The sequence below is a fragment of the Bradyrhizobium sp. th-b2 genome, assembly GCF_000426785.1.
Taxonomy (GTDB): Bacteria; Pseudomonadota; Alphaproteobacteria; order Rhizobiales; family Xanthobacteraceae; genus Bradyrhizobium; species Bradyrhizobium septentrionale.
In genome coordinates, this window is sequence record NZ_AUGA01000039.1 from 19,059 (window position 1) to 43,415 (window position 24,357).

Here is a 24,357-nt window from a genome sequence, read left to right on the forward strand (position 1 = left end):
CGGGGCCATCCTCGACAAGGTCAATAATCGCTTCGCGTCCGCTCGACGATCTCCTCGGGCGTGTGGTTCTCGCCGATCGACATCGCGCAGATCCGCGACAAATGCAGATAGGACAACCCGGTCTCCTCCGCCCAGGCGTTGAACTGCGCCTGCACCTTGGCGAGATCGCGCTTCGACTTGACCTCCTCGGCAATATCGAGGCCGGCATCGCGCAGGCAGGCGACGACGTCGCGCGAGGTGACGAAGCCGTCCCAGCCGAGAAAGCGCAGCAGCATCTGCCCGGTGTTGCCGCCGAGCCGGCTGCCGCGCTTGGTCAGCAGATCAAGCAACCCGACCTCATCCGACGACGGCCATGCCGCGAGGAATTTGCCGAAGCTGCCGTGCTCGCGCGCGATCTCCTGCACGAAGCGGCCATTGTCGCGCACTGACATGATCTTGGCGCCGTTGCGCACGATCCTCGTGTCGCTGGTCAGCTTCTCCCAGAATTCATCTGATTTGAAGGCGAGCTTGGCGGGCTCAAAGCCGAGGAACGCCTGCTCGAAACCCTCCCACTTGGCGTCGATCACGCTCCAGGCAAAGCCTGCGCAGAACACGCGCCTGGTCATCTCGGCCAGCACGCGGTCGTCGCCGAGCTTTGCCAGCACCTTGGCGCCCGCCGGCGGCCGCAGCAATTTCTCCAGTGCCTTCGGCCCGCCCTTGCGCTTCTCGGCGCGCGCGCGGATCACCTTGAATGACGTCACGCCGTCCTCCCCCTTTTCGATCTCGAACCGTTGCAGCGAACGGTAATTCGCCCGTCGCATCGTGGCAAACCGGGGAAGTGGGCGCCTCACACACGATCGTCGTTCTGGCAAAAGCCAGGACCCATTTGCGGTGTCATCACCCGCGAAAGCGGGTGATCCAGTATTCCAGAGACGCCACCGCTTGAATCGAGAAGCCGCGGCGTACTGGATCGCCCGGTCGAGCCGGGCGATGACCGTGGGTTGCATCGCCCCTTGCAAAACCCGGCAGGCACGGCATGGTTGTGGCCGATGCCCGCCAAAGCCAGTGACAGCACCGACCAGCCCGACGAGATGCCGCATTATCATGGCCATCGCGAACGGCTGCGCGAGCGTTTCCATGCGGCCGGCCCCGACGCGCTAACCGACTATGAGCTGCTTGAGATGGCGCTGTTCGCCGCCATTCCGCGCCGCGACACCAAGCCATTGGCCAAGGCGCTGCTGAAGAAGTTCGGCTCCTTCGCCGAAGTCGTGCACGCGCCGGTGGCGCGGTTGCGCGAGGTCGAGGGCATCAAGGACGCCTCGATCAACCAGCTCAAGCTGCTGGCGGCAGCCGCCGGCCGGATCGCCAAGGGCGAGATCAGGCGCAACATCGCGCTGTCGTCCTGGAACGACGTCATCGACTATTGCCGCACCGGCATGGCGTTTGCCGAAAAGGAGCAATTCCGCCTGCTGTTCCTCGACAAGCGCAACCAGCTGATCGCCGACGAGGTGCAGCAGACCGGCACCGTCGATCACACCCCGGTCTATCCGCGCGAGGTGATCAAGCGGGCGCTGGAATTGTCGGCGACCGCGCTGATCCTGGTGCACAATCATCCGAGCGGCGACCCGACGCCGTCGCAGGCCGACATCCAGATGACCAAAGCGATCGTCGATATCGCAAAGCCGCTCGGCATCGCGGTGCACGATCACATCATTGTCGGCAAGAACGGGCATACGAGCTTCAAGGGCATGCGGTTGATTTAGCATTGCACTCAACAAGCCCCCCGCTGTCGTCCCGGCGAAGGCCGGGACCCATTACCACAGGGTGAACTGTTGAAGCGGGCTGCGGCCCCAGCATCGCCAACCAACTGATATCTGGGGTTATGGGTCCCGGCCTTCGCCGGGACGACGGTGTCAGTCTGATTCAATGTGAAACAGCCTTTCCGATGTCATCACCCGCGAAAGCGGGTGATCCAGTATTCCAGAGACAGTCGTGTTTGAGCGGATGGGCCTCGGCGTACTGGATCGCCCGGTCAAGCCCGGCGATGACAGCGTGGTTGAAGACACAGCTCCGCATTCTCACGACACGGTGCGCAATTGGGCACCCGGGGGCATCGCGAAGCGAGAGCCCGGAATGACGATGGCGTCATACGAACCGCGCGCGATGCCACTAAAATAACCAATGCAACGTTTTCCGCGCGGCGGCGTTTGTTGCAGATTGATTTGATGGTTTGGGGGACGCGATGTCCGATTTCGTGGTCGAGGAAGGCCTGCCCTATCCGCTGGGCGCGCATTGGAGCGGCCGCGGCACCAACTTCGCGGTGTTCTCCGCCAATGCCAGCAAGGTCGAGGTCTGCCTGTTCGACGGCGAGCGCGAGACCCATCGCCTCGAGCTGCCCGAATATACCGACCAGGTGTTTCACGGCTTCATCAACGGCGTGCAGCCGGGGACGCTTTACGGCTATCGCGTCTCGGGTCCCTACCAGCCCGACGGCGGCCACCGCTTCAATCCGAACAAGCTGCTGCTCGATCCCTATGCGCGCGCCCACGCCGGCAGCCTGACATGGAATCCGGCGGTGTTCGGCTACAAGGTGGAAAGCGGCGACGATCTGACGTTCGACGAGCGCGACAGCGCGCCGTTCATGCCGAAATGCGTCGTGTGCGATCCCAATTTCGACTGGGCCCAGGAGCCGCAACGGCAGGAAGCCCACTGGGACGAGACCGTCGTCTACGAGACCCACGTCAAGGGCTTTACCAAGCAGCATCCCGGCATCCCCGAGAACCTGCGCGGCACCTATGCCGGCCTCGGATCGAACGCCGCGATCGATCATCTGAAGGCGCTCGGCATCACCTCGATCGAGCTATTGCCGGTGCATTCCTTCGTCAACGACAGCAATCTGCTGGACAAGCACCTCACCAATTACTGGGGCTACAACACCATCGGCTTCTTCGCGCCGGACCCGCGCTATGCCGCCGACGTACCGAACAGCCTGCGCGAGTTCAAGGAGATGGTGGCGCGGCTGCACGGCGCCGGCCTCGAGGTGATCCTCGACGTCGTCTACAACCATACCGCCGAAGGCAACGAGCGCGGTCCGACGCTGTCGTTCAAGGGCATCGACAATGCGAGCTACTACCGGCTGTTGCCCGACAAGCGGCGCTACTACATCAACGACACCGGCACCGGCAACACGGTGAACCTGTCGCATCCGCGGGTGATCCAGCTGGTGATGGACAGCCTGCGCTACTGGGCTGGCCACATGCATGTCGACGGCTTCCGCTTCGACCTCGGCACCATCCTGGCGCGCGAGGTCTACGGCTTCGACGAGCAGTCCGGCTTCCTGAAGGCTGTCAACCAGGACCCGCTGCTCGCGACCGTCAAGCTGATCGCCGAACCCTGGGACTGCGGTCCCGGCGGCTACCAGGTCGGCGGCTTTCCGGCGGGCTGGGCGGAATGGAACGACAAGTACCGCAACATTGTGCGCGACTTCTGGCGCGGCGAGGCCACGCCCGGCGCGCTGGCGCCGCGGCTACTCGGCTCGCACGACGTGTTCAACCGCGAGGGGCGCCGCACCTGGGCCAGCGTCAACTTCATCACCGCCCATGACGGCTTCACGCTGAACGACTGGGCGAGCTACAACTTTAAGCACAACGAGGCCAACGGCGAGAACAACAACGACGGCTCGTCCGACAACCATTCCTGGAATTGCGGCGCCGAGGGCCCGACCGACAATCCCGACATTCTCGTCTTGCGCGAGCGCCAAAAGCGCAACTTGCTGGCGACCCTGCTGGCCTCGCAGGGCACGCCGATGCTGCTTCGGCGGCGACGAGTTCGGCCGCACCCAGCGCGGCAACAACAACGCCTATTGCCAGGACAACGACATCTCCTGGTTCGACTGGAATTTGTCCGACGACGCGAACAAGCAGCTCGCCTTCACCAAGCGGATGATCAAGCTGCGGCGCGATTACCCGATCCTGCGCCGCAGCCGCTTCCTCTCCGGCGATCGCGACGCAGAGCTCAACATCCGCGACGTGGTCTGGATCAGCACGTCGGGCGTCGAGATGACGCGGGCCGATTGGACCACCGGCTGGATCAAATGCTTTGCCGCGCTGCTCGACGGCCGCGCGCGCAAGACCGCGACCGCACGCGAGGGCGAGGACGACACCGTGCTTGTCATCCTCAACAGCTATGAGGGCGAGGTCGACTTCAAGCTACCGACGACATCCGCCGGCGCGCACTGGTCGCTGCTGCTCGATACCAGCGCGCCGGAGCAAGCGGCGGGCGCGCAATTCGCGTTCGACAGCACCTACAAGGTGACGGGCCGCTCCTTCGTGCTGCTCACGACCGGCGAGGTGAAGTAGCTCTGTAGGGCGGATTAGCGAAGCGTAATCCGCCGTTCTGCGTTGGACGCGGAGCGGTGGATTACGCCTTCGGCTAATCCACCCTACGAAGCAGCTTACGACTTCCACTCAAACCGTGCACGCCTGCACGATCTTCGGCAGAAAGCCCTGGCAAAAATCCAAATAGGTCCTGACGATGGTCGATTGGTGACGGTGCGGCGGATAGACCAGGTTGAGCGACCACTCCGGCAGCGGATGCTGCGGCAGCAATCGGACCAGGCGCTTCTCCCGGATCGGCGCCGCCGCAAGGAAGGGCGGCAGCTCGGTGACCACATCGCCACGCAGCGCGCGCCTGCACAAATGCTCGTAGTCGTTGGTGGCCAGCACCGCCCTGGGCTCGACGACATGCCCGGCCAAGTCCCAGCGCGCCTGCTCATCGATGCGCGAGGCCCACGTCGCGCATGGCAGATCATGCAGCGCATCCGGATGTTTTGGCACGCCGAGGCGCTTCACCAGTTGCGGGCTGGCCACGAGGATATTGCGGGACGAGAGCAGGTGTCGCGCCACCATGGCCTCGTGAACGATCGCGCCGACACGAAGCGCGACATCGATGCCGTCCTCGACCAGGTCCACGCGACGCTCGGTCGTGTAGAGGTAAATCTCGATATCGGGATAGCGCCGCTGGAACGCGGCCAGCAACTCCCACCACGGCTCGAACGTCGGCGGCAATGACAGCCGCAGGCGTCCCTTCAGATGGGCCTGGTCGTTCACGATCACCTGCTCGGCCTCGAGCAGCGTCTCGATGCCGCGGCCGGCGTGTTCGTAAAGCCTTGCGCCGGCATCGGTGAGCCTGGCGCCGCGGACCGAGCGCTCAAGCAACTGGACCTTGAGCTGCCGTTCGAGATCGCGGATGCGGCGGCTCAATGTCGGCAGCGGCATTGCAAGGCGCGTGGCCGCCGCGGACAGGCTGCCCGCCTGCACAACCGCAACAAACATCCTGACGGCGTTGAGATCCATCCGGCACTCCTACCATATTCGGTAGGATATCTGCCAATCGTGGTCATTTATTTTCGTATTTGGACAGACTACCAGCTCGCACGGAGAGGACCTCATCCGGAGCGCCTATGAAAACGAGCATCCTGGCAGCCATGTCATTTGCATTGGCGGGAACCATCGCGTCCGCACAAACACCCCCATCGGCCCCGCAGCGCGTCACCATCGACACCTACAACCGCGCCCAGACCGATACCTATTTCGCCGGGGTGGCCGGCAGTGGCGGCTTCGGAAAATTCCGTCATGGCCGCGAGCTTGCTGCTCCGGTCCAGCAGGGCATCGTCCGTCCCAACCGCGACACGCTTTATTCGCTTGCGGTCTTCGATCTCGATGCCGGACCGGTGACAATCGAGCTACCCGGCGGCGCCAAGCGTTTCATGGCGATGCAAATCGTCAATGAAGACCAGTACACCCTTGCGGTCCATTACGGCGCCGGTCGCCACACCCTGACCCGCGACGCGGTCGGCACGCGCTACGCCGTTGCGGTCGTCCGCTTCCAGGTCGATTTTGCGAACGCCGAGGAGGTCCGGCAGGTTCACGCCCTGCAGGACGCGGTCAAGGCCAGCCAGGACCGGCCCGGCGCATTCGAGATCCCGAACTGGGATGCGGCAAGCCTGAAGACGGTGAAAGCCGCACTGTTGCAGCTTGGCGCCACGGTCTCCGATACGCGGCGGATGTTCGGCGCCGACGCGCATCAGGTCGATCCGGTGCGACACCTGATCGGAAGCGCGATGTTGTGGGGCGGCAATCCGGAGCAGGATGCGCTTTATCTTCCGATCACGCCCGCGCGCAATGACGGCGCACCATCTACCGGCTGACGGTCAGGGATATCCCGGTCGATGGTTTCTGGTCGCTCACCGTCTACAACAGTGAAGGCTACCTGCAACCGAACCCGGCCAATGCCTATGCGGTGAACAGCATCACCGCAAAGCAAGCCTCCGATGGCGCGGTCACCATCCAGTTCGGCGGCTGCGACGGCAAGGTCGCCAACTGCCTGCCGATCACGCCGGGATGGAATTACACCGTCCGGCTGTTCCAACCGCGCGCCGAGATCCTCGACGGCAGCTGGAAATTTCCCGAGGCGCAGCCTGCGGACTGAGCCGCGTCCGGTACCGCGATCCTCCACCCAAGGTCCCTCCCCGCGACCCCGCCGGCCAATTGACATTCGGCCGCGGGGTGCCAGACTTTGGCAAAAATACAGGGTGGAGACCTCTGGATGGCCAATCTTTCGGCCTCAAATCACGTCGCCCGTGTTTTATCGGCGGCCAATCAGGCGGCCGGCGTCGACACCGAGACGCGGATTGCCGCGTCCTGGCGGCGCTGCCTGGTCAATCACAACCTCGACCCGGCCCGGCGCGGGCCGCCGCAGACCCTCACCGAAGCCGAGGTCCGGCACATCGCCGAACCGATGGAGGACCTGATCCAGGTCGCGATCCCGGAGATCGAGGACCTCGCCCGCGTGCTCCACGATAGCGGCTACTGCGTCAACCTCGCCGATCCCAACGCCACCATGCTGGTGAGCCGGCTGCCCGAGGGCGACTACGCGCGGATGTTCCTGGAATGGAAGATCTACACCGGCTCGAACTTCGCCGAGACGTTCGAAGGCACCAACGGGCTCGGCACCGCGCTCGCCGAGCAGCGGCCGATCCTCGTGCATGGCGACGAGCATTTCCGCGAGCAGTGGCACATGTTCACCTGCGCGGTGTCGCCGCTGTTCGATCATGCCGGGCGCCTCGCCGGCGCCGTCAACATCTCTTCATGCCGCAGCGATCTCGGCCGCAGCGCGCATGAGCTGGCGCTCGCCGTCACCACGGAGGCGACGCGGCGGATCGAGCAGTCGTTCTTCCGCCGGCGCTACCGCGCTTCCTGGATCGCGACCCTGCCCGGCGATGGCCACGGCATGCTCGCCTATGACGACGACCGTCGCGTGGTCGGCGCCTGCCGCACCGCGCGCGGCGTGTTTGGATTGACCGATGCCATGATCGACGACGGCATCGATTTGTCGCATCTGATCCAGCTCGACGATCGCGCGACACGCGCCGCGGACGAGTCCGTCACCTTGCGCCGGGCCGACGGCACGCCATGGGGACGCGGCCACCTGGCGCCGCCGGCGCGGGCGCGTTCGCTGCGGCCTCCGCCGACACAGCCGCGTGAAAAACCGGCCGGGCAGTTCAGCGGGCTGCACAAGCTTGCCGGCCGCGATCCCGTGCTGATCAGAGGCGTGAAGCGGCTGATGACGGTCGGCAATCTCGATCTGCCGATCCTGCTGCGTGGCGAGACCGGCGCCGGCAAGGACGTGTTCGCGCGCGCCATCCACGCCGCCAGCAGTCGCGCCGGCCGCAACTATGTCGCGCTGAACTGCGCGGCAATGCCGGAGAGCCTGATCGACGCCGAGCTGTTCGGCTACGAGGCCGGCGCCTTCACCGGCGCGCGGCGCGAAGGATCGAAGGGACTGATCGTGCAGGCCAGCGGCGGCACGCTGTTCCTCGACGAGATCGGCGACATGCCGCTGTCGTTGCAGACGCGGCTGCTGCGCGTGCTGGAAAATCGCGAGGTCTGGCCGCTTGGCGCGCTGAAGCCGGTTGCGGTCGACATCCGCCTGATCAGCGCCACCCATCGCGATCTGGCGCTGATGGCCGAAGACGGCAGCTTCCGCTCCGATCTGTATTACCGGCTGCGCGGCATGGAAGTCCGGCTGCCGGCGTTGCGCGAGCGTGCCGACAGGCGCGATGTCATCGCGCAGATCGCCGACGAGGAGGCGCCGCACTGCCGCATCGCGCCTGACGCCTGGGTGCAGCTGATGGCCTATCCGTTCCCCGGCAACATGCGCCAGCTCCGCCATGTGCTGCGGCTCGCCGGCGCCACCGCCGAAGGCGGCGTCATCACCGAAGCCGATCTCGATTTGCCGCCGTTCAGCGCACGGAGCGCCGAGGCGGATCATGCGGGAAGCGAGCGCGCGGTGATCGTGGAGGCGCTGCGCACCAGCGGCGGTCGCGTGACCGAGGCCGCGAAGGCGCTCGGGCTCAGCCGCGCCACGCTGTATCGGAAGATCAAGGCGTTGAAGATCGCTTTCGACGGCTAACCAAATATTTCATTCGAGCAATGTTCCCGCGGACCGGGGCCCTCATGGCGCGATATCGCCTTGCCGGGAAAGGTGATATCCTGCAGCTTTCATGCAACGCCACGGAGCGGGTCCTATGACACGGTTTCCCCTCGCTGTGGTCGTTGGCCTGGTTGCCGCGACCATTTCGCAGCCTGCTGCCTCACATTCTGAAGACCAACGATTGGGCAAAGTGCATTTTGCGACATCCTGCAAGCCGGAGGCGCAGGAGCTGTTCGATCGCGCCATGCTGTATCAGCATTCGTTCTGGTACAGCGCATCGCGCCGCACCTTCGAGGAGGTGCTCGAGGCCGACCCGCAATGCGCCATCGCCTATTGGGGCATCGCGCTCAGCTATCTCTACAATCCGCACGGACCGCCACCACCGGAGAACCTGCCGCTCGGCCTCGCGGCCGTGAAGAAAGGCCAGGCGCTAGGTGCGCAGACGCCGCGCGAGCAAGAATACATCAATGCGATCGCCGCGATGTATGTCGACTATGACAAGGTCGATCACCGCACCCGCGTGCAGCGATTCCTCGCCGCCGAAGAGCAGGTCGCGACCCACTATGCCGACGATGACGAGGCCCAGATCGCCTATGCGATCACGCTCAATGTCGCGGCGTCCCCCACCGACAAGACCTATGCCAACCAGCTGAAGGGCGCGGCACTGCTCGAGCCGATCTTCAAGCGCCAGCCCGAGCACCCGGGCATCGCGCATTATCTGATCCATCTCTACGACTATCCGACGCTGGCGGAGAAGGGCCTCGACGCGGCGATGCGCTATGCCAAGATCGCCGAACGCGCGCCGCATGCCCAGCATATGCCGTCACACATCTTCACGCGCGTCGGCTACTGGAAGGAATCGATCGCCTCGAACAAGGAGTCCGCGCGCATCGCCAAGGAAGACGGCGAACTGCAGGACCAGGCCCACGCGATGGACTATCTGGTCTATGCCTATCTGCAGCTCGGCCAGGACAAGGAGGCACGCGCGGTGGTCGACGAACTCGGCAAGCTCGAGTTCAAACAGGATCGGTTCGCCGGCCCCTACGCGGTGGCGGCAAGCCAGGCCCGCTATGTGTTCGAGCGCGGCGACTGGAAGGGAGCTGCTGCGCTTGAGGTGCGTCCGACCAAGTACGCCTATGCTGACGCCATCACCTATTTTGCCCGCGCGGTCGGCGCCGCGCGCTCCGGTGATCCGGCGGCCGCCAAGGCCGATATCGCGAAGCTCGTCGAGCTGCGCGACAAGTTGAAGGACGCAAAGGACGCGTACTGGTCCAACATCGTCGACATCCAGCAGCAGATCGCGAGCGCTTGGGTGCTGTACGCCGAAGGCAAATTCGACGAGGCGCTCAGCGCGATGAATGCCGCAGCAGAAGCGGAAGACAAGACCGAAAAGCATCCCGTCACCCCCGGACCGCTGGCGCCGGCGCGCGAGCTCTACGCGGCAATGCTGCTCGATCGCGGCAGGGCGAAGGAGGCGCTTGCCACCTACGAGGCCGTGCTCAAGAAGGAGCCCAATCGGCTGGCGGCCTATCTCGGCATGATCAAGAGCGCCAAGGCGTCCGGCGATCAGGCCAAGACCCAGGAATGCGCGGTGCAGATCGCCCGGCTCACCGCGGATTCCGACGTATCGAGGCCGGAGCTGATCGAATTGCGCCAGACAACCGGAAGCAAGCTCTGATGCTGCGGATACCATCGCGCAACAATGGATGGCGCAACGGTGCGGCGGCGCTGCTCGGCGCCGTCGGACTATCACTGTGCCATGTGCCGCCGCTCGGCGCGATGGAGATTCTCGGTCAGGCCGGCGTGCTCGGCGAATGGGAGCTGACCGGGCATCTCACCGAAAGCGAGCCGGGCGCACGAAAGCAATTCTCCGGACCGCTGAAGATGAAGCATGTCGGGATCTGCACCCAGGACGGACCGGAAGAACGGGCCGGAGAGATCCGGCTGCAACTCGCGGGGCCGGATTCGCAGGTGACGGCGGAGCTGGTGCTGGACGGCGCGCCCTGTACGTACAGCGCCCGCAAGGCGCATGCCTATGAGGGAACGCTGTCGTGCGCAGGGCGCGCGCCGGTCCCGCTGATGGTGTGGCTGAAATAGAAGTTGCGGGACGCGCGCGATCGCTTCATCGCACGCGTCACGGCGGCAGATCAGCCGCGGTGCTTTTTCTTTGGCTTCTTTCCGGGTGCGCCTTTCGCAGGCCACGCAGTTACCCGCGGCGGCGGTCCCGCGTGGCCGGATTTGTCCTTATGCTTCTTTTTCTTGCCCGACGCCGGCTCACCGCCGAACTTCGCGCCGCTGTCGCGATAAAGCTTGCCGCGGTGCTTTGGACCGGCCGCATCGCGCGCCTCGTCACCGTGACGCGCACCGCCATCCGCGTCGACGGCCTCGCGCCGGGGCGCGTGTGATCGCTTGTCGGACGCCGCCTGCCCTTGCGGCGCGCCGGTGAGCGGCTCGATGCGGATGCTGTCTTCCTTGTCCGGACGCTGGACCTTGACAGCGAAGGATTCGGCGACCCGCTCCGAAATCTCAAACTCGGTGGTGGTGTCCATGATCCTGATGGCGCCGATGTCGCGCTTGTCGATGCCGCCGCGACGGCAGATCATCGGCAACAGCCAGCGCGCTTCCGCATTCTTCTTTCGTCCGATCGCCGCCCGGAACCAGACGCTGGCTTCCGCCATGCCGTGGCGCGACGACGATGTTCCGCTCTTCGATCGGGCTCTCGCGGGCCGGTCATCACCGCGTGAACTGCGCGGATCGTCCCGGCCGCGATCGTCGCGCGATCGGCCCTTGCTCTCGCCGGGATCGCTGATGTCTTCGGGCGAAGGCAGTCGCGCACGATAGAGCCGCGCCAGCGCCGCGGCGATCTCCTCCGGCGAGCGCTCGGCGAGCAATGCCTGCGCCAGCACCAGATCGTCGGGGCTCGACTCCTCGGTGAGCACCGCATCCTTCAGCATGCGTTCGTGATCGAGCTTGCGGATTTCATCCGGCTGCGGCGCGGTGCCCCAGACCGCATCGATGCCGGACAGATTGAGCAGCAATTCCGCACGCCGTCGACGCGCCGGCGGCACCAGCAGGACGCTGACGCCCTTGCGGCCGGCACGGCCGGTGCGGCCCGAGCGATGCTGCATGACCTCGGCGTCATTGGGCAGATCCGCATGGATCACGAGGTCGAGGCTCGGCAGGTCGATGCCGCGCGCCGCCACGTCGGTCGCCACGCAGACGCGGGAGCGGCCGTCGCGCAACGCCTGCAGCGCCTGGGTGCGCTCGTTCTGGGTCAATTCGCCCGACAGTGCGACCACGGAGAACCCGCGCTCCAGCAGCGCCGACTGCAAATGCCTGACGGCTTCGCGCGTGTTGCAGAACACCAGCGCGCTCGGCGCGTCGAAGAAGCGCAACACGTTGACGACTGCGTGCTCGACATCCCCCGGCGCGATCCGGATCGCACGATAGTCGATGTCAGCATGACCACCTTCGTCGCCCGCGACCTCGATCCGGAACGCCTGCTGCTGATACTGCTTCGCCAGCGCGACGATGCCGCGCGGGAACGTCGCCGAGAACAGCAAGGTGCGCCGCGCCTCCGGCGTGGCCTCGAGGATGAACTCCATATCCTCGCGAAACCCGAGATTGAGCATCTCGTCGGCTTCGTCGAGCACGACGGCCTTCAATTCCGAGGTGTCGAGGTGGCCGCGGCGCAGATGGTCGCACAGCCGGCCGGGCGTCCCGACGACGATATGCGCGCCGGCGGCAAGCTCGCGCTGCTCGCGGCGCGGATCCATGCCGCCAACGCAGGAGACGACGCGTCCATCGGCATATTGATAGAGCCATGCGAGCTCGCGGTGGACCTGCAAAGCAAGCTCGCGCGTCGGCGCGACGATCAGGGCCAGCGGCGCCGCCGCCCGTTCGAACCGCTCGGCGCCGTCCAGCAGATCGGTTGCGATCGCAAGCCCGTAGGCGACGGTCTTGCCGGAGCCGGTCTGAGCCGAAACCAAGAGGTCGCGGCCGACGGCTTCGTCAGCAAGCACCGCGACCTGAACGGGGGTCGGCTGATCGTAGCTGCGCTCGGCGAGGGCCCGGGCGAGCGGCGGGCTTGTGGTCGAAAATGACACGAGAAGGGAAATCCTGGTTGGCGCAGAACGCTGCACCAGGCAGCGTCGAGCCGCGAGGTCCGGCAGGCGGCACGGCCGCGCGTGGCGATTGTGATTTCGGCTGCTTTACGCCAAGCGCGGGCAAATCACCATGCCCCATGGACCGCAAATTGGGCCGTAAATGCGGTGCCCGGGCCAGATTTGATCCCGCCACGTGCCGCGGGGGACGATCAGCCCCCCGGCCGTGAGCGGCGCAGCCATTCGTCCAGGTCGATCCGGCCGAGACGGGCCTCGCCCAGCGGCACCAGCGAGTGCTCTTCGACCCGGCCGCCCCAATAGAGGGCGTCAGGGTCCCTGATCACCTCGCGCGGGTCGCCGACGGCCTTCAGGTAGCGGGCCACGATTTCGTTGAACGGTGCGCGGTCCGGACCAGCGATCTCAACGATGCCGTTGCGCGGGGCCTCGAGCGCCACATCGGCCACCATGGCCGACACGTCCTCCGCCGCGATCGGTTGGAACAGGCCGGGTGACAGCCTGACCGCCTTGCCATCTCCACCCGCATCGGCGATCGCCCCGACGAATTCCATGAACTGCGTCGCGCGGATGATGGTGTAGGGAATACCGGAGGCCTCGATCAGCTTCTCCTGGGCCACCTTGGCGCGGAAGTAGCCGTTTTCGGGCGTCCGGTCGGTGCCGACGATCGAGAGCGCGACATGATGCCGGACACCGGCCGGCTTCTCCGCAGCCAGAAGGTTGCGGCCGGAGGTCTCGAAGAATTCCATCACCGCCTTGTTCTCGAACGATGGCGAATTGGCGAGGTCAATCACCACGGCCGCGCCGGCCAGCGCCTGGTTGAGCCCCTCGCCGGTGATGGTGTTGACGCCACCCTTCGGCGAGGCGGCGACGACGTCATGGCCGCGCTGGCGCAGAATGGTAACGGTCCTGGACCCGATCAGTCCGGTGCCGCCGATCACAACGATCTTCATGATTGATCCTCCCTTGTTGACGAGAGATCCTGGAACGCGCCTGTGTTTCCCATTGCCGCCGGCAACCGCGATGAGCGCACCGACGCCGTCATCGACCGCGCCTGCACGCGCGACGGCGCTTATAGCATGCCACTTGCGCATATGATGCGCGCGTCGATTTGATCAGGATTGGTCAGCGATGCTGATTGACTATCGGAGGGCGGCTCGCGTCCGACGCGGCGAAAACACGGAAGAGCGGCGATAGTATCGTCGCAATCCAACCGATCGCCGACTCCGTCAATCGATCAGGAAAACTCGTTCCAGCTCACGCGGCGCGCGTCGAGATCGCCGAGCACGATGGGGTCGTGGATGTTGCGCACGCTCTGGAAACCAGAGCGTAGATAGATCAGCGGATCGACCGTGGTCACGGCGCGCACATGCTGGACTTCGCCGATGAAGACCGAATGGGTTTTGGTCTCGAGCTCCTGCGTCAGCACGCAGTCGAACGCCGCGACGGCATCCTCCAGCACCGGGGCGCCGGTCGCGCCCGTGGTCCAGCGGCCGAACGCAAAGCGGTCATCGCCGTTGACGCCCTTCTGGCCGGAGAAGGTCAGCGCCAGCATCGCGTGGTCTTCGTTCAGGAAGTTGATGACGAAATGGCGCTCTTCGCGGATCCTTGTATGCGCGCTAGCGTTACGGTTAACGCAGACCAGGACCGAGGGCGGATTGTCCGAGAGCGAGCAGGCCGAGGTCACCGTCAGGCCGGTGCGCTGGCCCGGCTCGCGGCCGACCGTCACCAGCGCCACCGCGCCCGCGCAATGGCGCATCGCCTGCTTGAAACTCTGTGCGTCGACCGTCATGCCCTGACCCTGAACCGATAAAATCCCCTTCAAGATATGCGACGCGGGGTGCGAGGCAAGCCCCGCACCCCGCGCAGCTGTCATGCAGCCTTCTCGAACTCGGCGCCGAGATGCTTGAGCCGCGGCATCACCTCGTTCTTGAGCAGCTCCAGCGAGTGCCGCCAGGCCTCCGGCTTGTGCTTGTAGTCGAAGCCGAACACGCAGAGCACGCCGAAGCCGCCGACCTCCTGGTAGATCTTCTCGATCTTCTCGGTGACGGTCGCCGGCGAGCCGACGATCCAATTCCGGCGCGCGCAATATTCGACGGTGACGTCGCTGTCGGGCACGTCGGGCGCATGCTTCAGATAGTCCTTGAAGCCGAAATGGCCGAGCAGCGGAAGGAAGTACTCGCCCATCATCCGGCCCATCATGTCGCCGGTCGACAGCCTCCACGCCTCCTCGTCGGTGTCGGCGACGAACACCTCGCGCACCAGCCGCCAGTCCTTGCGGCTCGGCTTGCGGCCGGTCTTGGCCGCTCCGGCTTCCACTGAGTCCCAATGGCTGCCGACATAGGCCGGGTTGAGGTTGAGGCTCATCGGAATGAAGCCGCGCTCGCCCGCGAGCTTCAGCGTGTCCGAGTTCTTCGACAGCCCCGCGACGCCGATCGGCGGATGCGGTCCCTGCAGCGGCTTGATATGAGGCTTGAGGAAATCGAACATCGTGTCCGGCTTGCTCACCGTCCAGAATTTACCCTTGTGCGTCCACGGGCCCGGCTCGGACCACATCTTCAGGATGATCTCGAGCGCCTCGCGAGTCATGTCGCGGTTCTGGCCCGACATGCCGTCGACATTGAACATCGCCCAGTCGCTCGGCAGGCCGGAGGCCGCGACGCCGAAATTGAGCCGTCCGTTCGAGAGATGGTCGAGCATCGCGACGCGGTTGGCGAGCTCGGCCGGGTGATGATACGGCAGCAGGAAGCCGCCGGGGCCGATGCGCAGATTCTTGGTCTGCAGCAGCGCCTGCGCGACCAAGAGGTCGGGCGACGGGTGCGGCTCCCAGGGTGCGGTGTGATGCTCGCCGATCCAGGCCTCCTGATAGCCGAGCTCGTCGAGCCAGCGCAGCGTCTGCAGGTCCCAGTCGTGGCCCTCCTTCAATCCGCACTCCGGCGGGTGCGAGGGCATGGTGAAGTAGCCAAGCTCCATGTGCATTTCCTTCCTTCTGGCTTTGCGGTTCAGTCATGCAATGCGTCTTGCCGCGCATTCGAAAGATGCGTTGAGCAAGCGCTGTGCCAGCGCGGAAATCGCAGGAGAGGAGGAGGAAAGACGGCGTTTTCGGCCAAGTATGAGCCATGCCTCGGGCTCAGCGAGGCCCTTGCCGTCTCATCGTCGCGAGACGGTGTCGCAACGATGAGACGGAACGCGGTGTCGCAAATCAGCCCGCGGCGCGGCGCGGCAGCGCGCTGGTGTCCGGCTCGGAGGGTGCCGGAAGCTGCATCAAAATGGTCTGGCCCATCGAGGCGATCTCGATGCCCTCTTCCTGGAAGCGCCGCTTCATGCGGCGGTTGAACTCGCGCTGCACCGACCAGCGGCCGCCATCGGTGCAGCGGATCTGGCCGACGATGGTCACGACCGAGCCGTCGACCTTGTCGACGCCCCACAATTCGAGATCGCCGCGGATCAGCGCGCGATACGCCGCCTCCTGACGCATCCCGGCGACGATGTCCTTCAGCACCTCGCCGGCGCGGTCGGTGTCCTCCTTGTAGGACACGTTGACGCTGACCGCGGCATTGCCGGCGCCGCGGCTGGCATTGGTGATCGTGGTCACCGCGCTGAACGGCACCACATGCACCGAGCCGTCGCCGGCACGCAGCCGCATGGTGCGGATCGAGACATTCTCGACCACGCCCGAGAGGCCCGACACCGTGACGTTGTCGCCGACCTGCACAGTGTTCTCGATCAGCAGGAACAGCCCGGTGATCAGGTCCTGAACCAGCTTCTGCGAACCGAAGCCGATCGCGATGCCGACGATGCCGGCGCCGGCGAGCAGCGGCGCGACATTGACGCCGATCTCGCTGAGCGCCGTGAGCCCGACCACCGTGACGATGATGCAGAACAGCGCGGTGCGCAGCATCGGCTGGAAGGTGCGCAGGCGCGCGGCGCGGGCAAAATGCCCCTCGCGCGACAGCGATTCGATCTGCCGGTCCATCAGCGCATTGGCGACCTCCCAGATCACGGCCGCGGCAAACGCGGCAATCCCGATCGTCACCAGCGCCGAGATCAGGCGGCTGCCGATCTGGCCGCCATAGAACCAGACGATGGCGTCGACGCCCCAGACCTCGAGCAGCGCGACGAAGCCGATCAGCGCGATCACCGCCGTAACCACCTTGCGCAGCAGCGGCAGATAGCGGTTGGCGCGGGTCTCCAGCCCGGGGAAGCGGTGCAAGAGATCCGGGCTGATACGGAAGCCGCGATCGATCAGGCTCAGCACCACCATGATGACGAGGCGGGTGACCAGCAGCACCGCGACGGTGCCGACGAAATATTGCAGCAGGAGCGAATACCCGTTGCGGATGTTGAGCGCCCACACCGCCCATAGCGCGAGGTCGAGCGCGATCGCCAGCACGTGCCAGAGCGACGCGAGGCGGTTGCGCGTCCGCGCCGCGATGCCGGTGCGACCGGCCGGCGCGCGGATCGCTTCCGCGACCTGCCGGCGGCACTGCAGGATGATGACGACGATGAAGAGATGCACGACGAGCATCACGAGCCGGAGCAGCGCGGCGTAGCCGGCGCGAGATAGCCCGAGCAGCAGCGCGACATTGGCAAAGGCGATGCCGGAGACGCCGACGGCCACGATGCGCCGCGCCCAGATCTCGATATAGGCCGCGGTCTCGGCACGGACGCGGAACAGGCCGAACGGCCCGGCCAGCGCGCGCACGGCGCAGATCAGCACGCGCGAGAACACATAGGCGTTGACGACCGCCAGAATCACGAGCCGCGTGGTCGACTGGTCGCCGATCTCGGTGCCGAGCAGCGCGGTGGCGACGCCGCCGAACACCACCACCGGCAACAATTCGAGCACGAGGCGGCCGAGCACGAAGGGCAGCCGGACCAGCGACTGCCAGGCCCGCGCCAGGCCGAGCCGGCGGCGATGCAGATCGCCCTCCGGGGTGACGTCGGCGACCGACGACGGCGGATCGGCGCTGGCCAGCGCCTGCACCGGCACCCGCGCAGTCTGCGGCAGCCGCGCTTCCAGGAATGCGACCGGCCGCTTGATCAGACGGAACACCACCCATTCGGCTGCCAGCGCGCAGCCGAACACCAGCGCCAGCTTCCAGGCGATATCGATCATGAGGCCGTAGGCAGCCGGATCGTTGGCGGTGCGCACGAACCAGTAATAGAACGCGGGGAAATGCGTCAGCGTGCGCGCGACGTCGGCGACTTCGCGCGACATCTCGCCGACCTGCTCCGAGACCATCAGCAACAGCTGCGCGCCGAGACTGTCGGCGGTGAGCGGGATCGGCGACTGCTGCTCGGGGGCCGGCGCGGGCTGCGCCGCCTGCGGCGAGGCGTTGGCGATGGCGCGCAGCGTGTTGATGATCTCGCCGCGCTTCTTGTCGTCCTGCAGCGTGTCGAGCGCGCGCCTGGCCTGCTCAGGCGTCAGCGCGTCGCTGGGTGCGGGTTGCGGCGGCGCCGGCTTGGCGGCCGGCTGCGCGAGCGCGGGAGAGAGGAACAGTGTGAAGACGAGAAGGATCGCAAAACGAAGTTTGTGCGACACGAGGACCTCATAAAAATAATCGCGCGACGGAAGATTCCTTGAGAGAATCTGCCTCGCGCTCGCATCATGTCGGATTACTCCTTTTCGCCTCGATGATGTGTCGGAAGTTTGCCGCTGCGGCGGCCATCTCTTGGCATTTGTCTTGGCATTTGCCGCAACACAATCGTCACAAGCGTTGAGCCGCGTTTACGCTCTGCAGCGCGTTCCGCGCTGAGCGGACCAATCCGCGCTCCCCACACGCCAGGGCTGAGATAGGACAATCTTTCGCTTGACGAGCAAGGGCCTCTATGATGTTCTTATTTTGTTCTTTTGCGTTCCATTGCGTTGCGGGGCTCTCATGCACGATGTTTTTGCCGACGACGGACCGGTGCAGCTCTTCATCCACGACGACGATGAAACCCCGCTGGAATTCGTGCAGGATTTGTTGCGAACGGTGTTCGGAAAATCCCAGCAGGAAGCCGTCGCGGCGGCTGCCTTGATCGAAGCCAAAGGTGCTATTCCGTGCGGCCCCTATCCGGCACCGGTGGCACGGGCAATATTCAACTCGGCGAAGTGGCTGATCCGCTCCAACGGCCAGCCATTGATGATCACCTCCGAATCCGCCGACGCCAGCCGCCCCTGCGATCTCTGCGAAGCCCCGCGGGCCGTGACGGAGATTTTTCTCGCCGGTATGACCGGTGCGACCGCCTCGCTGTGCAGTGATTGTCTGCTCGCCGCACGCCGCAGCTCGGAAGAATTGCCAAGCGAAACGTTTCGATCCGCTTACGTTGCGCTCGACTGGCATTTCGCCGACGTGCCGCGCAACCTGATCGTGACGCGGGCGCGACAGTTTCCGGGTCACATGCGCGCCGACGTTCAGGTCGCGATTGAGAAGCTGCTCACCGATCCGATCCACTTCTTCGGCATCCATGAGGAATATCGCTACGAGACCCTCGACTTCGCGGCGCTGATGAAGGCCGGCCGCAATGCACCGGCGATCGCGCCGCCGCAATATCACGACGTCGACATCGGCGAGGCCGAACCGGTGAAGTGCCTCGCCAATGGACTGTGGCTGTGCCGAACCGAAGAGCTGCGCTACGCGGTGCTGCTGACATTCCATCGCGAGCCATCACTGCGGATCGAGCTTGCGGTGCCCGCCGGCGCGGCCGGCAATGCTTTCGTGCAGCGCATCTTCGCCGAGCTGGAAATAGCCGTGCATGCGGCGCGATCCTATCGCGGCAAGATCCTGTCGCTGGAGGATGGCGCCAATTATCGCGGACGTTCGCGTGGCTTGACCGTGCATCGTTTGCCGACGGTTGCTCGCGATGACGTGATCCTGCCGGACCGGACGTTGCGGCTGCTCGACCGCAACGTGCTCGGCTTTGTCGAAAGCCGCGATCTGCTGCGCGGGCTCGGCCAGTCGACCCGCAAGGGCATCCTGCTCTACGGCCCGCCCGGCACCGGCAAGACCCACACCATTCGCTATCTTGCCACCAACCTGCCCGGCCACACCACGCTGATCGTCACCGCCGAGCAGGTCGGCCTGCTCGGTGCCTATATGAGCCTTGCGCGGCTGCTGCAGCCGACCATGGTGGTGATCAAGGATGTCGACCTGATCGCGCGCGACCGCGAGGACATGGGCGGACCGTGCGAGGAATCCCTGCTCAACAAGCTGCTCAACGAGATGGACGGCCTGAAGGAGGATTGCGATATCCTGTTCGTGCTGACCACCAACCGGCCAGAAGAGCTGGAGAGCGCGCTGGCCGGCCGGCCCGGCCGCATCGACCAGGCGATCGAGGTGCCGCTGCCCGACGAGACCGGGCGCGGCAAGTTGATCCGGCTCTATGGCAAGGGCCTGCCGCTCGACGAGGCCATCATCGACCAGGCGGTGGCGCGCACGGCAAGCGTCAGCGCCGCCTTCATCAAGGAGCTGATGCGCCGCATCGCTCAGGCGAGCATCGCACGCGGCGGCGGCCGGGACGTCACCGCTGAAGACATCGACGGCGCGCTGAATGAGATGCTGTTCGACGGCGGCCGGCTCAACGTCAAGCTGCTCGGCGGAGCGCAGGGAATGAGCGCGGGGTGATGGCCGACGCATCGGGACGTCCCCGCGCTCCACTCCATCTCAAAAATGAGATAACCTCCCGCTTGCCCGCGGAGATCGAGTTGGCGTTGCAGCGAGCAAAGGGAATTGCATGACCATTCCATTCGAAAAGCTCAAGGCGCGCTTGTTGGCCAATCCCAAGGTCAGGGCTGAATACGATGCCCTTGCGCCCGAGTTCGAGATCGCTGCAGAGCTGGTCAGGGCGCGTCGACGCGCGGGACTATCGCAATCCGAACTCGCAGCCAGGATGGGCACGAGTCAGTCGACCGTCGCTCGCCTCGAAAGCGGCCAAACGCTGCCGAGCACCAAGACGCTGCTACGATTTGCCAAGGCGACTGGCAGCAAGTTCCAGATCCGGCTCTCGGCGGCGTAACGCCAAGCAACAGACGATCCGCCCGCCCATCGGCGCCGCTGGCTGATTATCCCCGCTGCACCGGCGCCAGCAGCAAGTCACGCTCGCCGGCCGCGAGACGCGCAAGCTCGTCCGACATCCGCGCCAGCACGCGGTCCCAGGCCTGCGGTCGGTCCTGGCGGAACAGCCGCATGGTCGGATACCACGGCGTGTCGGCGCGATCGCGCAGCCAGCGCCAGTCCAGCGCATAGGGACACAGCAGCCAAACCGGGCGACCGAGTGCGCCGGCAAGATGGGCGACCGAGGTGTCGACGGCGATCACGAGATCGAGCGCGCAGACGGCAGCCGCGGTGTCGGCGAAATCGCCGAGCGTCGGCGCGAGGTCGACGATATCGGAACCGAGACGCCGCAGGATCGGAGCATCATCCGGCCGTGGTTCCTTCTGCAGGCTGTAGAGCTGGACACCAGGTGTGACCAGCCGCGGCAACACGGCGTCTGCCGGCAGCGAGCGCTGGCGGTCGCCCTTGTGCCTCGGGTTGCCGGCCCACACCACGCCGACCTTCAGCCCGGCAGCGCCGGCGAGCGCCGCGCGCCAGCGCGCGAGCTTGACGGCATCCGCCTGCAGATAGGACACGTCAGCGGGAATCGTATCGACGGTGGTGCGGAAGATCCGCGGCAGGCTCAGCAGAGGCAGCTGTAGATCGAACGGCGGCAATGGCTCGCCGCGGGCGAACACCGCGACATCGGGCAGCATCGGCCGCAGCAGTGAGACCAGCGCCGGCTGCACCTGCAGGATGATCCGGCCGCCTCTGCCCGCCAGCATCGGCACATAGCGGACGAAATTGATGGCGTCGCCGAGCCCGTATTCGGCAAACAGCAGCAGCGTGCGCCCGGCGAGCGGCTCCCCCTGCCATTCGGGCTCGTCGAACACGGGATCGCCGTCACTGAGCATCTTGGTCTTGCGGCGCCACTGGTACTCTTCAAAACCCTCCTCGAACTCGCCGTTCATCAGGAGGAAATGCGCGTGGTTGTAATGCGCAAGCGGCTGATCGGGATCGAGCGCGATGGCCTTGCGCGAGGCCACCAGCGCCGCATCGATGTCGCCGGCATTGCGCAGCGCGACCGCGAGATTGGCATGGCCCTTGGCGTAATGGGGCTCGAGCTCAATGGCGCGCCGATGTGCCGCGACCGCCGCCTCGACCAGATTTTGCGCCTCGAAGATGATCCCGAGATTGGTGTGCGCAGCCGCATAGTCCGGCTTGAGCGCCAGCGCGAGCTCGGCGCAGGCGATGGCGTCGTCGACCTGCCCAAGCTCGAACAGGCAGGCGCCGAGATTGTTGAGGATGACGTGGTCGGACGGGTCGCGGGCCGAGACATTCCGATAGATGCGGAGGGCCTCCTCGCGCTCGCCCGCTTCGTGCAGGACCATCGCAAGCAGACGCTGCGGGGTGAGGTTCTCCGGATCGAGCGCCGTCGCGCGGCGAAATTGCACAATCGCGTCGTCGAGCAGGCCCTGGCGGTAGAGCGCGCCGCCGAGACCGCAATGCAGCCCGGCATTGTCGGGATCGGCGCCAATGCCGCGGCGATAGGCGGTGGCGGCGTCGCCGAGCTTGTTCTGATCGGTCAACACATTGCCGAGATTGAGCCAGACGCCGCGATAGGCCGGGTCCCGCGCGATCACCTCGCGATAGGCCTGCTCCGCCTCGACCGGCCGCCGCTGCCCGGCCAGCGCAACGGCGAGGTTGAACTTCGCCCGCGTCAGGCCGGGATCGAGCGCGATGGCGCGGCGGAATGCCGTCTCGGCCTCGTCGAAGCGCGACAGGTCGCACAGCGCAACGCCGAGCTTGATGTGCAGGCTGGCATCCTTCGGCCGCAGCGTCACGCCGCGCTGGAACGCCGCCGCCGCGCCCTCATGCTCGCCCTTCACGGCGAGCGCGTCGCCGAGCGTGGCGAATGCCGGCCCATGATGCGGATCGAGGCTGAACACCCGGTTCAGCAGCACCGCGCCCTCCGCAGCACGATCGGTCACGAAGGCGATGACGGCGGACAGATGCAGCGCCGGAACATGGTCGGGATCGGCGGTCAGGATATCGCCGCACAGCGTGCCGGCCTCCGTCGCGCGGCCAGCGCCATAATGCGCCACCGCATCCAGCAACATTCGATCAACCGCCACACTGCCCACGATACCGCCCTCGCCCTTCACAATCCCGATAGGGATTAAACGGGCGGCGCCGCCAAATCCGGCACGAATATCCCGATTGAAGAATCATAACCCGGGTGCAGGCCCTGATCTCTTCTTCCCCCTGAAAGGGGGAAGGTCGGGATGGGGGTCAGCCGCAGACGACGCTGCAAGCGGAGAGAGCGGATCCCCACCCGCTTTGCTCTGCGGAGCAAGGCGACCTCCCCTTTTCAAGGGGAGGTAAGAGGGCGACCAGGAGCGATGATGCGCCCGCCATCGCCCCTCTTGACGTCCGGCCCATCATGCAACATATGAAGTTACATGATACGCGATAGCCGTTTGTCTGGTGTGCTGCACGGCCTGCTCCACATGATCGGAGCGGGCGAGCCGGTCACGTCGGAGCAACTTGCCCAGGCGATGGCCACCAACCCGGTGGTCGTACGCCGCGTGATGGCGGGCCTGCGCGAGCGGGGGCTGGTCCGTTCGGAGAAAGGCCATGGCGGCGGCTGGACGCTGGCGCGCGATCCCGCCGACATCACGCTCGCGGACATCTATCGCGCGGTCGGCGCGCCCACCATCGTTGCGATGGGCCATCGCTCGGAAAATCCCGGCTGTCTGGTCGAACAGGCGGTCAACGACGCGCTGTCTGGCACGTTTCGAGAGGTCGAGGCGATCTTCCTGAAGCGGCTCGGCGCGGTGACGCTCGATGCCCTCGCCAAGGATTTCAAGCGCCGGCTCGCCAAGCACAAACAAAGCCTCGAGGACCAGATCCATGCAGTCAAGTGAGCAGGCGAAACCGCTGCCGTTCAACGATCCCGCGCACTGGGACAAGATGGTTGCCACCTACGAGGCGCAGTCGCAGCCGTTCACGACGCACTTCGCCGACGCCGCGGTCGCAACACTCCCGATCGGCCCGTCATCCAGGGTGCTCGACGTCGCCACCGGCACCGGTGCGGCAGCGCTTGCCGCCGCCCGCACCGGCGCAGACGTCACCGCGATCGACTTCTCCGCCGGCATGGTGGCGCGGGTCCGCGCGCATGATGTCGCGAATATCGAGGCGCGGCAGATGGACGGCCAGGCGCTCGACCTGCCAGATGCCGTATTCGATGCGGCGGTGTCGGTGTTCGGCGTGATGCTGTTTCCCAACTGGCGCGCCGGATTGCGCGAGATGGCGCGGGTGACGCGATCAGGCGGGACGGCCGCGATTGCGGTCTGGAAAAGCGCCGACGGCGCCGCGGTGCATCTGCAGCTCGCGCAGATCATCCGGCGGCTCTATCCCGACAATGTCACACCGATGCCCTGCACGGGCCTCGCCGAGCTCGCCGATCCCGGCCGCCTCACTGCCGCGCTCATCGCCGCCGGCTTCTCCGATCCGGCGGTGGCCGAGATCACCCATGACTTCAAACTCAATGTCGGCAATCCCGGCGATGTCGACAGACTGTTCGAATTCATGCCGCACTGGAGTGGGCTCGACGCGGGCCAGAGCGCCGCGGTCGCGCGCGCCTTCCGGAGCGAGATCGAGCGCGGACGGGTCGGTGACATCTTCGCGATTCCCTCGACCGCACTGGTCGCGACGGCCCGGCGGCTCTGATCGCAGTGCGGAGTTTG

General features: G+C 65.7%; 18 protein-coding genes and 1 pseudogene. 11 read left to right on the forward strand and 8 right to left on the reverse strand.

Annotated features, from left to right (window positions below; genetic code table 11):
- Positions 1-20: 20 nt before the first annotated feature.
- Complete coding sequence (locus K359_RS0132865) at positions 21-740, reverse strand: DNA-3-methyladenine glycosylase I (RefSeq protein ID WP_029083115.1); 720 nt, start codon at positions 738-740, stop codon at positions 21-23.
- Positions 741-1,028: 288 nt separating this feature from the next.
- On the opposite strand from K359_RS0132865, the gene radC reads away from it, so the two are divergent.
- Both radC and glgX read left to right on the forward strand, forming a co-directional pair.
- A complete protein-coding gene (gene radC / locus K359_RS0132870) occupies positions 1,029-1,742 on the forward strand; it encodes a DNA repair protein RadC (protein ID WP_029083116.1) in 714 nt (237 codons plus the stop codon).
- Between the two features lie 479 nt (positions 1,743-2,221).
- A pseudogene (gene glgX, locus K359_RS53670) lies at positions 2,222-4,337 on the forward strand (glycogen debranching protein GlgX).
- Positions 4,338-4,445: 108 nt separating this feature from the next.
- Here glgX and K359_RS0132880 read toward each other — a convergent pair.
- The gene (locus tag K359_RS0132880; protein WP_029083117.1) at positions 4,446-5,333 is read right to left on the reverse strand and encodes a LysR family transcriptional regulator; all 888 of its coding nucleotides are present in this window, start codon (positions 5,331-5,333) and stop codon (positions 4,446-4,448) included.
- A gap of 107 nt (positions 5,334-5,440) precedes the next feature.
- On the opposite strand from K359_RS0132880, the gene K359_RS53675 reads away from it, so the two are divergent.
- From K359_RS53675 to K359_RS0132900, 5 genes are all read left to right on the forward strand, one after another.
- Positions 5,441-6,187 (forward strand): DUF1254 domain-containing protein, encoded by a 747-nt coding sequence (locus K359_RS53675; protein ID WP_371261215.1) that lies wholly within the window; start codon positions 5,441-5,443, stop codon positions 6,185-6,187.
- A gap of 11 nt (positions 6,188-6,198) precedes the next feature.
- Positions 6,199-6,468 (forward strand): DUF1214 domain-containing protein, encoded by a 270-nt coding sequence (locus tag K359_RS66305; RefSeq protein ID WP_371261216.1) that lies wholly within the window; start codon positions 6,199-6,201, stop codon positions 6,466-6,468.
- Between the two features lie 117 nt (positions 6,469-6,585).
- Positions 6,586-8,451: a sigma-54-dependent Fis family transcriptional regulator gene (locus K359_RS0132890; RefSeq protein ID WP_029083118.1), complete on the forward strand. Its 1,866-nt coding sequence runs from the start codon at positions 6,586-6,588 to the stop codon at positions 8,449-8,451.
- 211 nt (positions 8,452-8,662) lie between these two features.
- Positions 8,663-10,150 (forward strand): hypothetical protein, encoded by a 1,488-nt coding sequence (locus K359_RS0132895; RefSeq protein ID WP_245284795.1) that lies wholly within the window; start codon positions 8,663-8,665, stop codon positions 10,148-10,150.
- Positions 10,150-10,569 carry a hypothetical protein gene (locus K359_RS0132900; protein WP_035977546.1) on the forward strand — a complete coding sequence of 140 codons (420 nt, stop codon included), beginning with the start codon at positions 10,150-10,152 and terminating at the stop codon, positions 10,567-10,569. The genes K359_RS0132895 and K359_RS0132900 overlap by 1 nt, the downstream gene beginning before the upstream one ends.
- Before the next feature lie 50 nt (positions 10,570-10,619).
- On the opposite strand, the gene K359_RS0132905 is transcribed toward K359_RS0132900, so the two are convergent.
- From K359_RS0132905 to K359_RS0132930, 5 genes are all read right to left on the reverse strand, one after another.
- Complete coding sequence (locus tag K359_RS0132905; protein WP_029083121.1) at positions 10,620-12,578, reverse strand: DEAD/DEAH box helicase; 1,959 nt, start codon at positions 12,576-12,578, stop codon at positions 10,620-10,622.
- A gap of 209 nt (positions 12,579-12,787) precedes the next feature.
- Positions 12,788-13,543 carry an SDR family oxidoreductase gene (locus K359_RS0132910; RefSeq protein WP_029083122.1) on the reverse strand — a complete coding sequence of 252 codons (756 nt, stop codon included), beginning with the start codon at positions 13,541-13,543 and terminating at the stop codon, positions 12,788-12,790.
- A gap of 284 nt (positions 13,544-13,827) precedes the next feature.
- Complete coding sequence (locus K359_RS0132920; RefSeq protein WP_029083123.1) at positions 13,828-14,382, reverse strand: flavin reductase family protein; 555 nt, start codon at positions 14,380-14,382, stop codon at positions 13,828-13,830.
- 80 nt (positions 14,383-14,462) lie between these two features.
- Positions 14,463-15,563 carry an LLM class flavin-dependent oxidoreductase gene (locus K359_RS0132925; RefSeq protein ID WP_029083124.1) on the reverse strand — a complete coding sequence of 367 codons (1,101 nt, stop codon included), beginning with the start codon at positions 15,561-15,563 and terminating at the stop codon, positions 14,463-14,465.
- Positions 15,564-15,792: 229 nt separating this feature from the next.
- A complete protein-coding gene (locus tag K359_RS0132930) occupies positions 15,793-18,135 on the reverse strand; it encodes a mechanosensitive ion channel domain-containing protein (protein WP_029083125.1) in 2,343 nt (780 codons plus the stop codon).
- A 337-nt stretch (positions 18,136-18,472) separates the two neighbouring features.
- On the opposite strand from K359_RS0132930, the gene K359_RS0132935 reads away from it, so the two are divergent.
- Both K359_RS0132935 and K359_RS0132940 read left to right on the forward strand, forming a co-directional pair.
- Positions 18,473-20,200, forward strand: coding sequence for an ATP-dependent Clp protease adaptor ClpS (locus tag K359_RS0132935; protein ID WP_029083126.1), 1,728 nt, complete (start codon positions 18,473-18,475; stop codon positions 20,198-20,200).
- A gap of 109 nt (positions 20,201-20,309) precedes the next feature.
- Complete coding sequence (locus K359_RS0132940) at positions 20,310-20,591, forward strand: helix-turn-helix domain-containing protein (RefSeq protein ID WP_029083127.1); 282 nt, start codon at positions 20,310-20,312, stop codon at positions 20,589-20,591.
- Between the two features lie 46 nt (positions 20,592-20,637).
- Here K359_RS0132940 and K359_RS0132945 read toward each other — a convergent pair whose 3' ends face one another.
- The gene (locus K359_RS0132945; protein WP_051346547.1) at positions 20,638-22,728 is read right to left on the reverse strand and encodes a tetratricopeptide repeat protein; all 2,091 of its coding nucleotides are present in this window, start codon (positions 22,726-22,728) and stop codon (positions 20,638-20,640) included.
- Positions 22,729-23,070: 342 nt separating this feature from the next.
- Here K359_RS0132945 and K359_RS0132950 point away from each other — a divergent pair, with 342 nt between their 5' ends.
- Both K359_RS0132950 and K359_RS0132955 read left to right on the forward strand, forming a co-directional pair.
- Positions 23,071-23,535, forward strand: a complete 465-nt coding sequence (locus tag K359_RS0132950; RefSeq protein ID WP_029083129.1) for an Rrf2 family transcriptional regulator — start codon at positions 23,071-23,073, stop codon at positions 23,533-23,535.
- Entirely contained in the window at positions 23,522-24,340 is an 819-nt protein-coding gene (locus K359_RS0132955; RefSeq protein WP_029083130.1) for a class I SAM-dependent methyltransferase, read from the forward strand. The genes K359_RS0132950 and K359_RS0132955 overlap by 14 nt, the downstream gene beginning before the upstream one ends.
- Positions 24,341-24,357 lie beyond the last annotated feature (17 nt).

Bases quoted from the DNA above. Each gene is read 5' to 3' on its own strand.
- K359_RS0132945 (WP_051346547.1), bottom strand. From the start codon at position 22,728: ATGTTGCTGGATGCGGTGGCGCATTATGGCGCTGGCCGCGCGACGGAG.
- K359_RS0132910 (WP_029083122.1), bottom strand. From the start codon at position 13,543: ATGAAGATCGTTGTGATCGGCGGCACCGGACTGATCGGGTCCAGGACC.
- K359_RS0132935 (WP_029083126.1), top strand. From the start codon at position 18,473: ATGCACGATGTTTTTGCCGACGACGGACCGGTGCAGCTCTTCATCCAC.
- K359_RS53675 (WP_371261215.1), top strand. From the start codon at position 5,441: ATGAAAACGAGCATCCTGGCAGCCATGTCATTTGCATTGGCGGGAACC.
- K359_RS0132955 (WP_029083130.1), top strand. From the start codon at position 23,522: ATGCAGTCAAGTGAGCAGGCGAAACCGCTGCCGTTCAACGATCCCGCG.
- K359_RS0132950 (WP_029083129.1), top strand. From the start codon at position 23,071: ATGATACGCGATAGCCGTTTGTCTGGTGTGCTGCACGGCCTGCTCCAC.
- K359_RS0132920 (WP_029083123.1), bottom strand. From the start codon at position 14,382: ATGACGGTCGACGCACAGAGTTTCAAGCAGGCGATGCGCCATTGCGCG.
- K359_RS0132925 (WP_029083124.1), bottom strand. From the start codon at position 15,563: ATGGAGCTTGGCTACTTCACCATGCCCTCGCACCCGCCGGAGTGCGGA.
- K359_RS0132890 (WP_029083118.1), top strand. From the start codon at position 6,586: ATGGCCAATCTTTCGGCCTCAAATCACGTCGCCCGTGTTTTATCGGCG.
- K359_RS0132900 (WP_035977546.1), top strand. From the start codon at position 10,150: ATGCTGCGGATACCATCGCGCAACAATGGATGGCGCAACGGTGCGGCG.
- K359_RS0132940 (WP_029083127.1), top strand. From the start codon at position 20,310: ATGACCATTCCATTCGAAAAGCTCAAGGCGCGCTTGTTGGCCAATCCC.
- radC (WP_029083116.1), top strand. From the start codon at position 1,029: ATGCCCGCCAAAGCCAGTGACAGCACCGACCAGCCCGACGAGATGCCG.
- K359_RS0132880 (WP_029083117.1), bottom strand. From the start codon at position 5,333: ATGGATCTCAACGCCGTCAGGATGTTTGTTGCGGTTGTGCAGGCGGGC.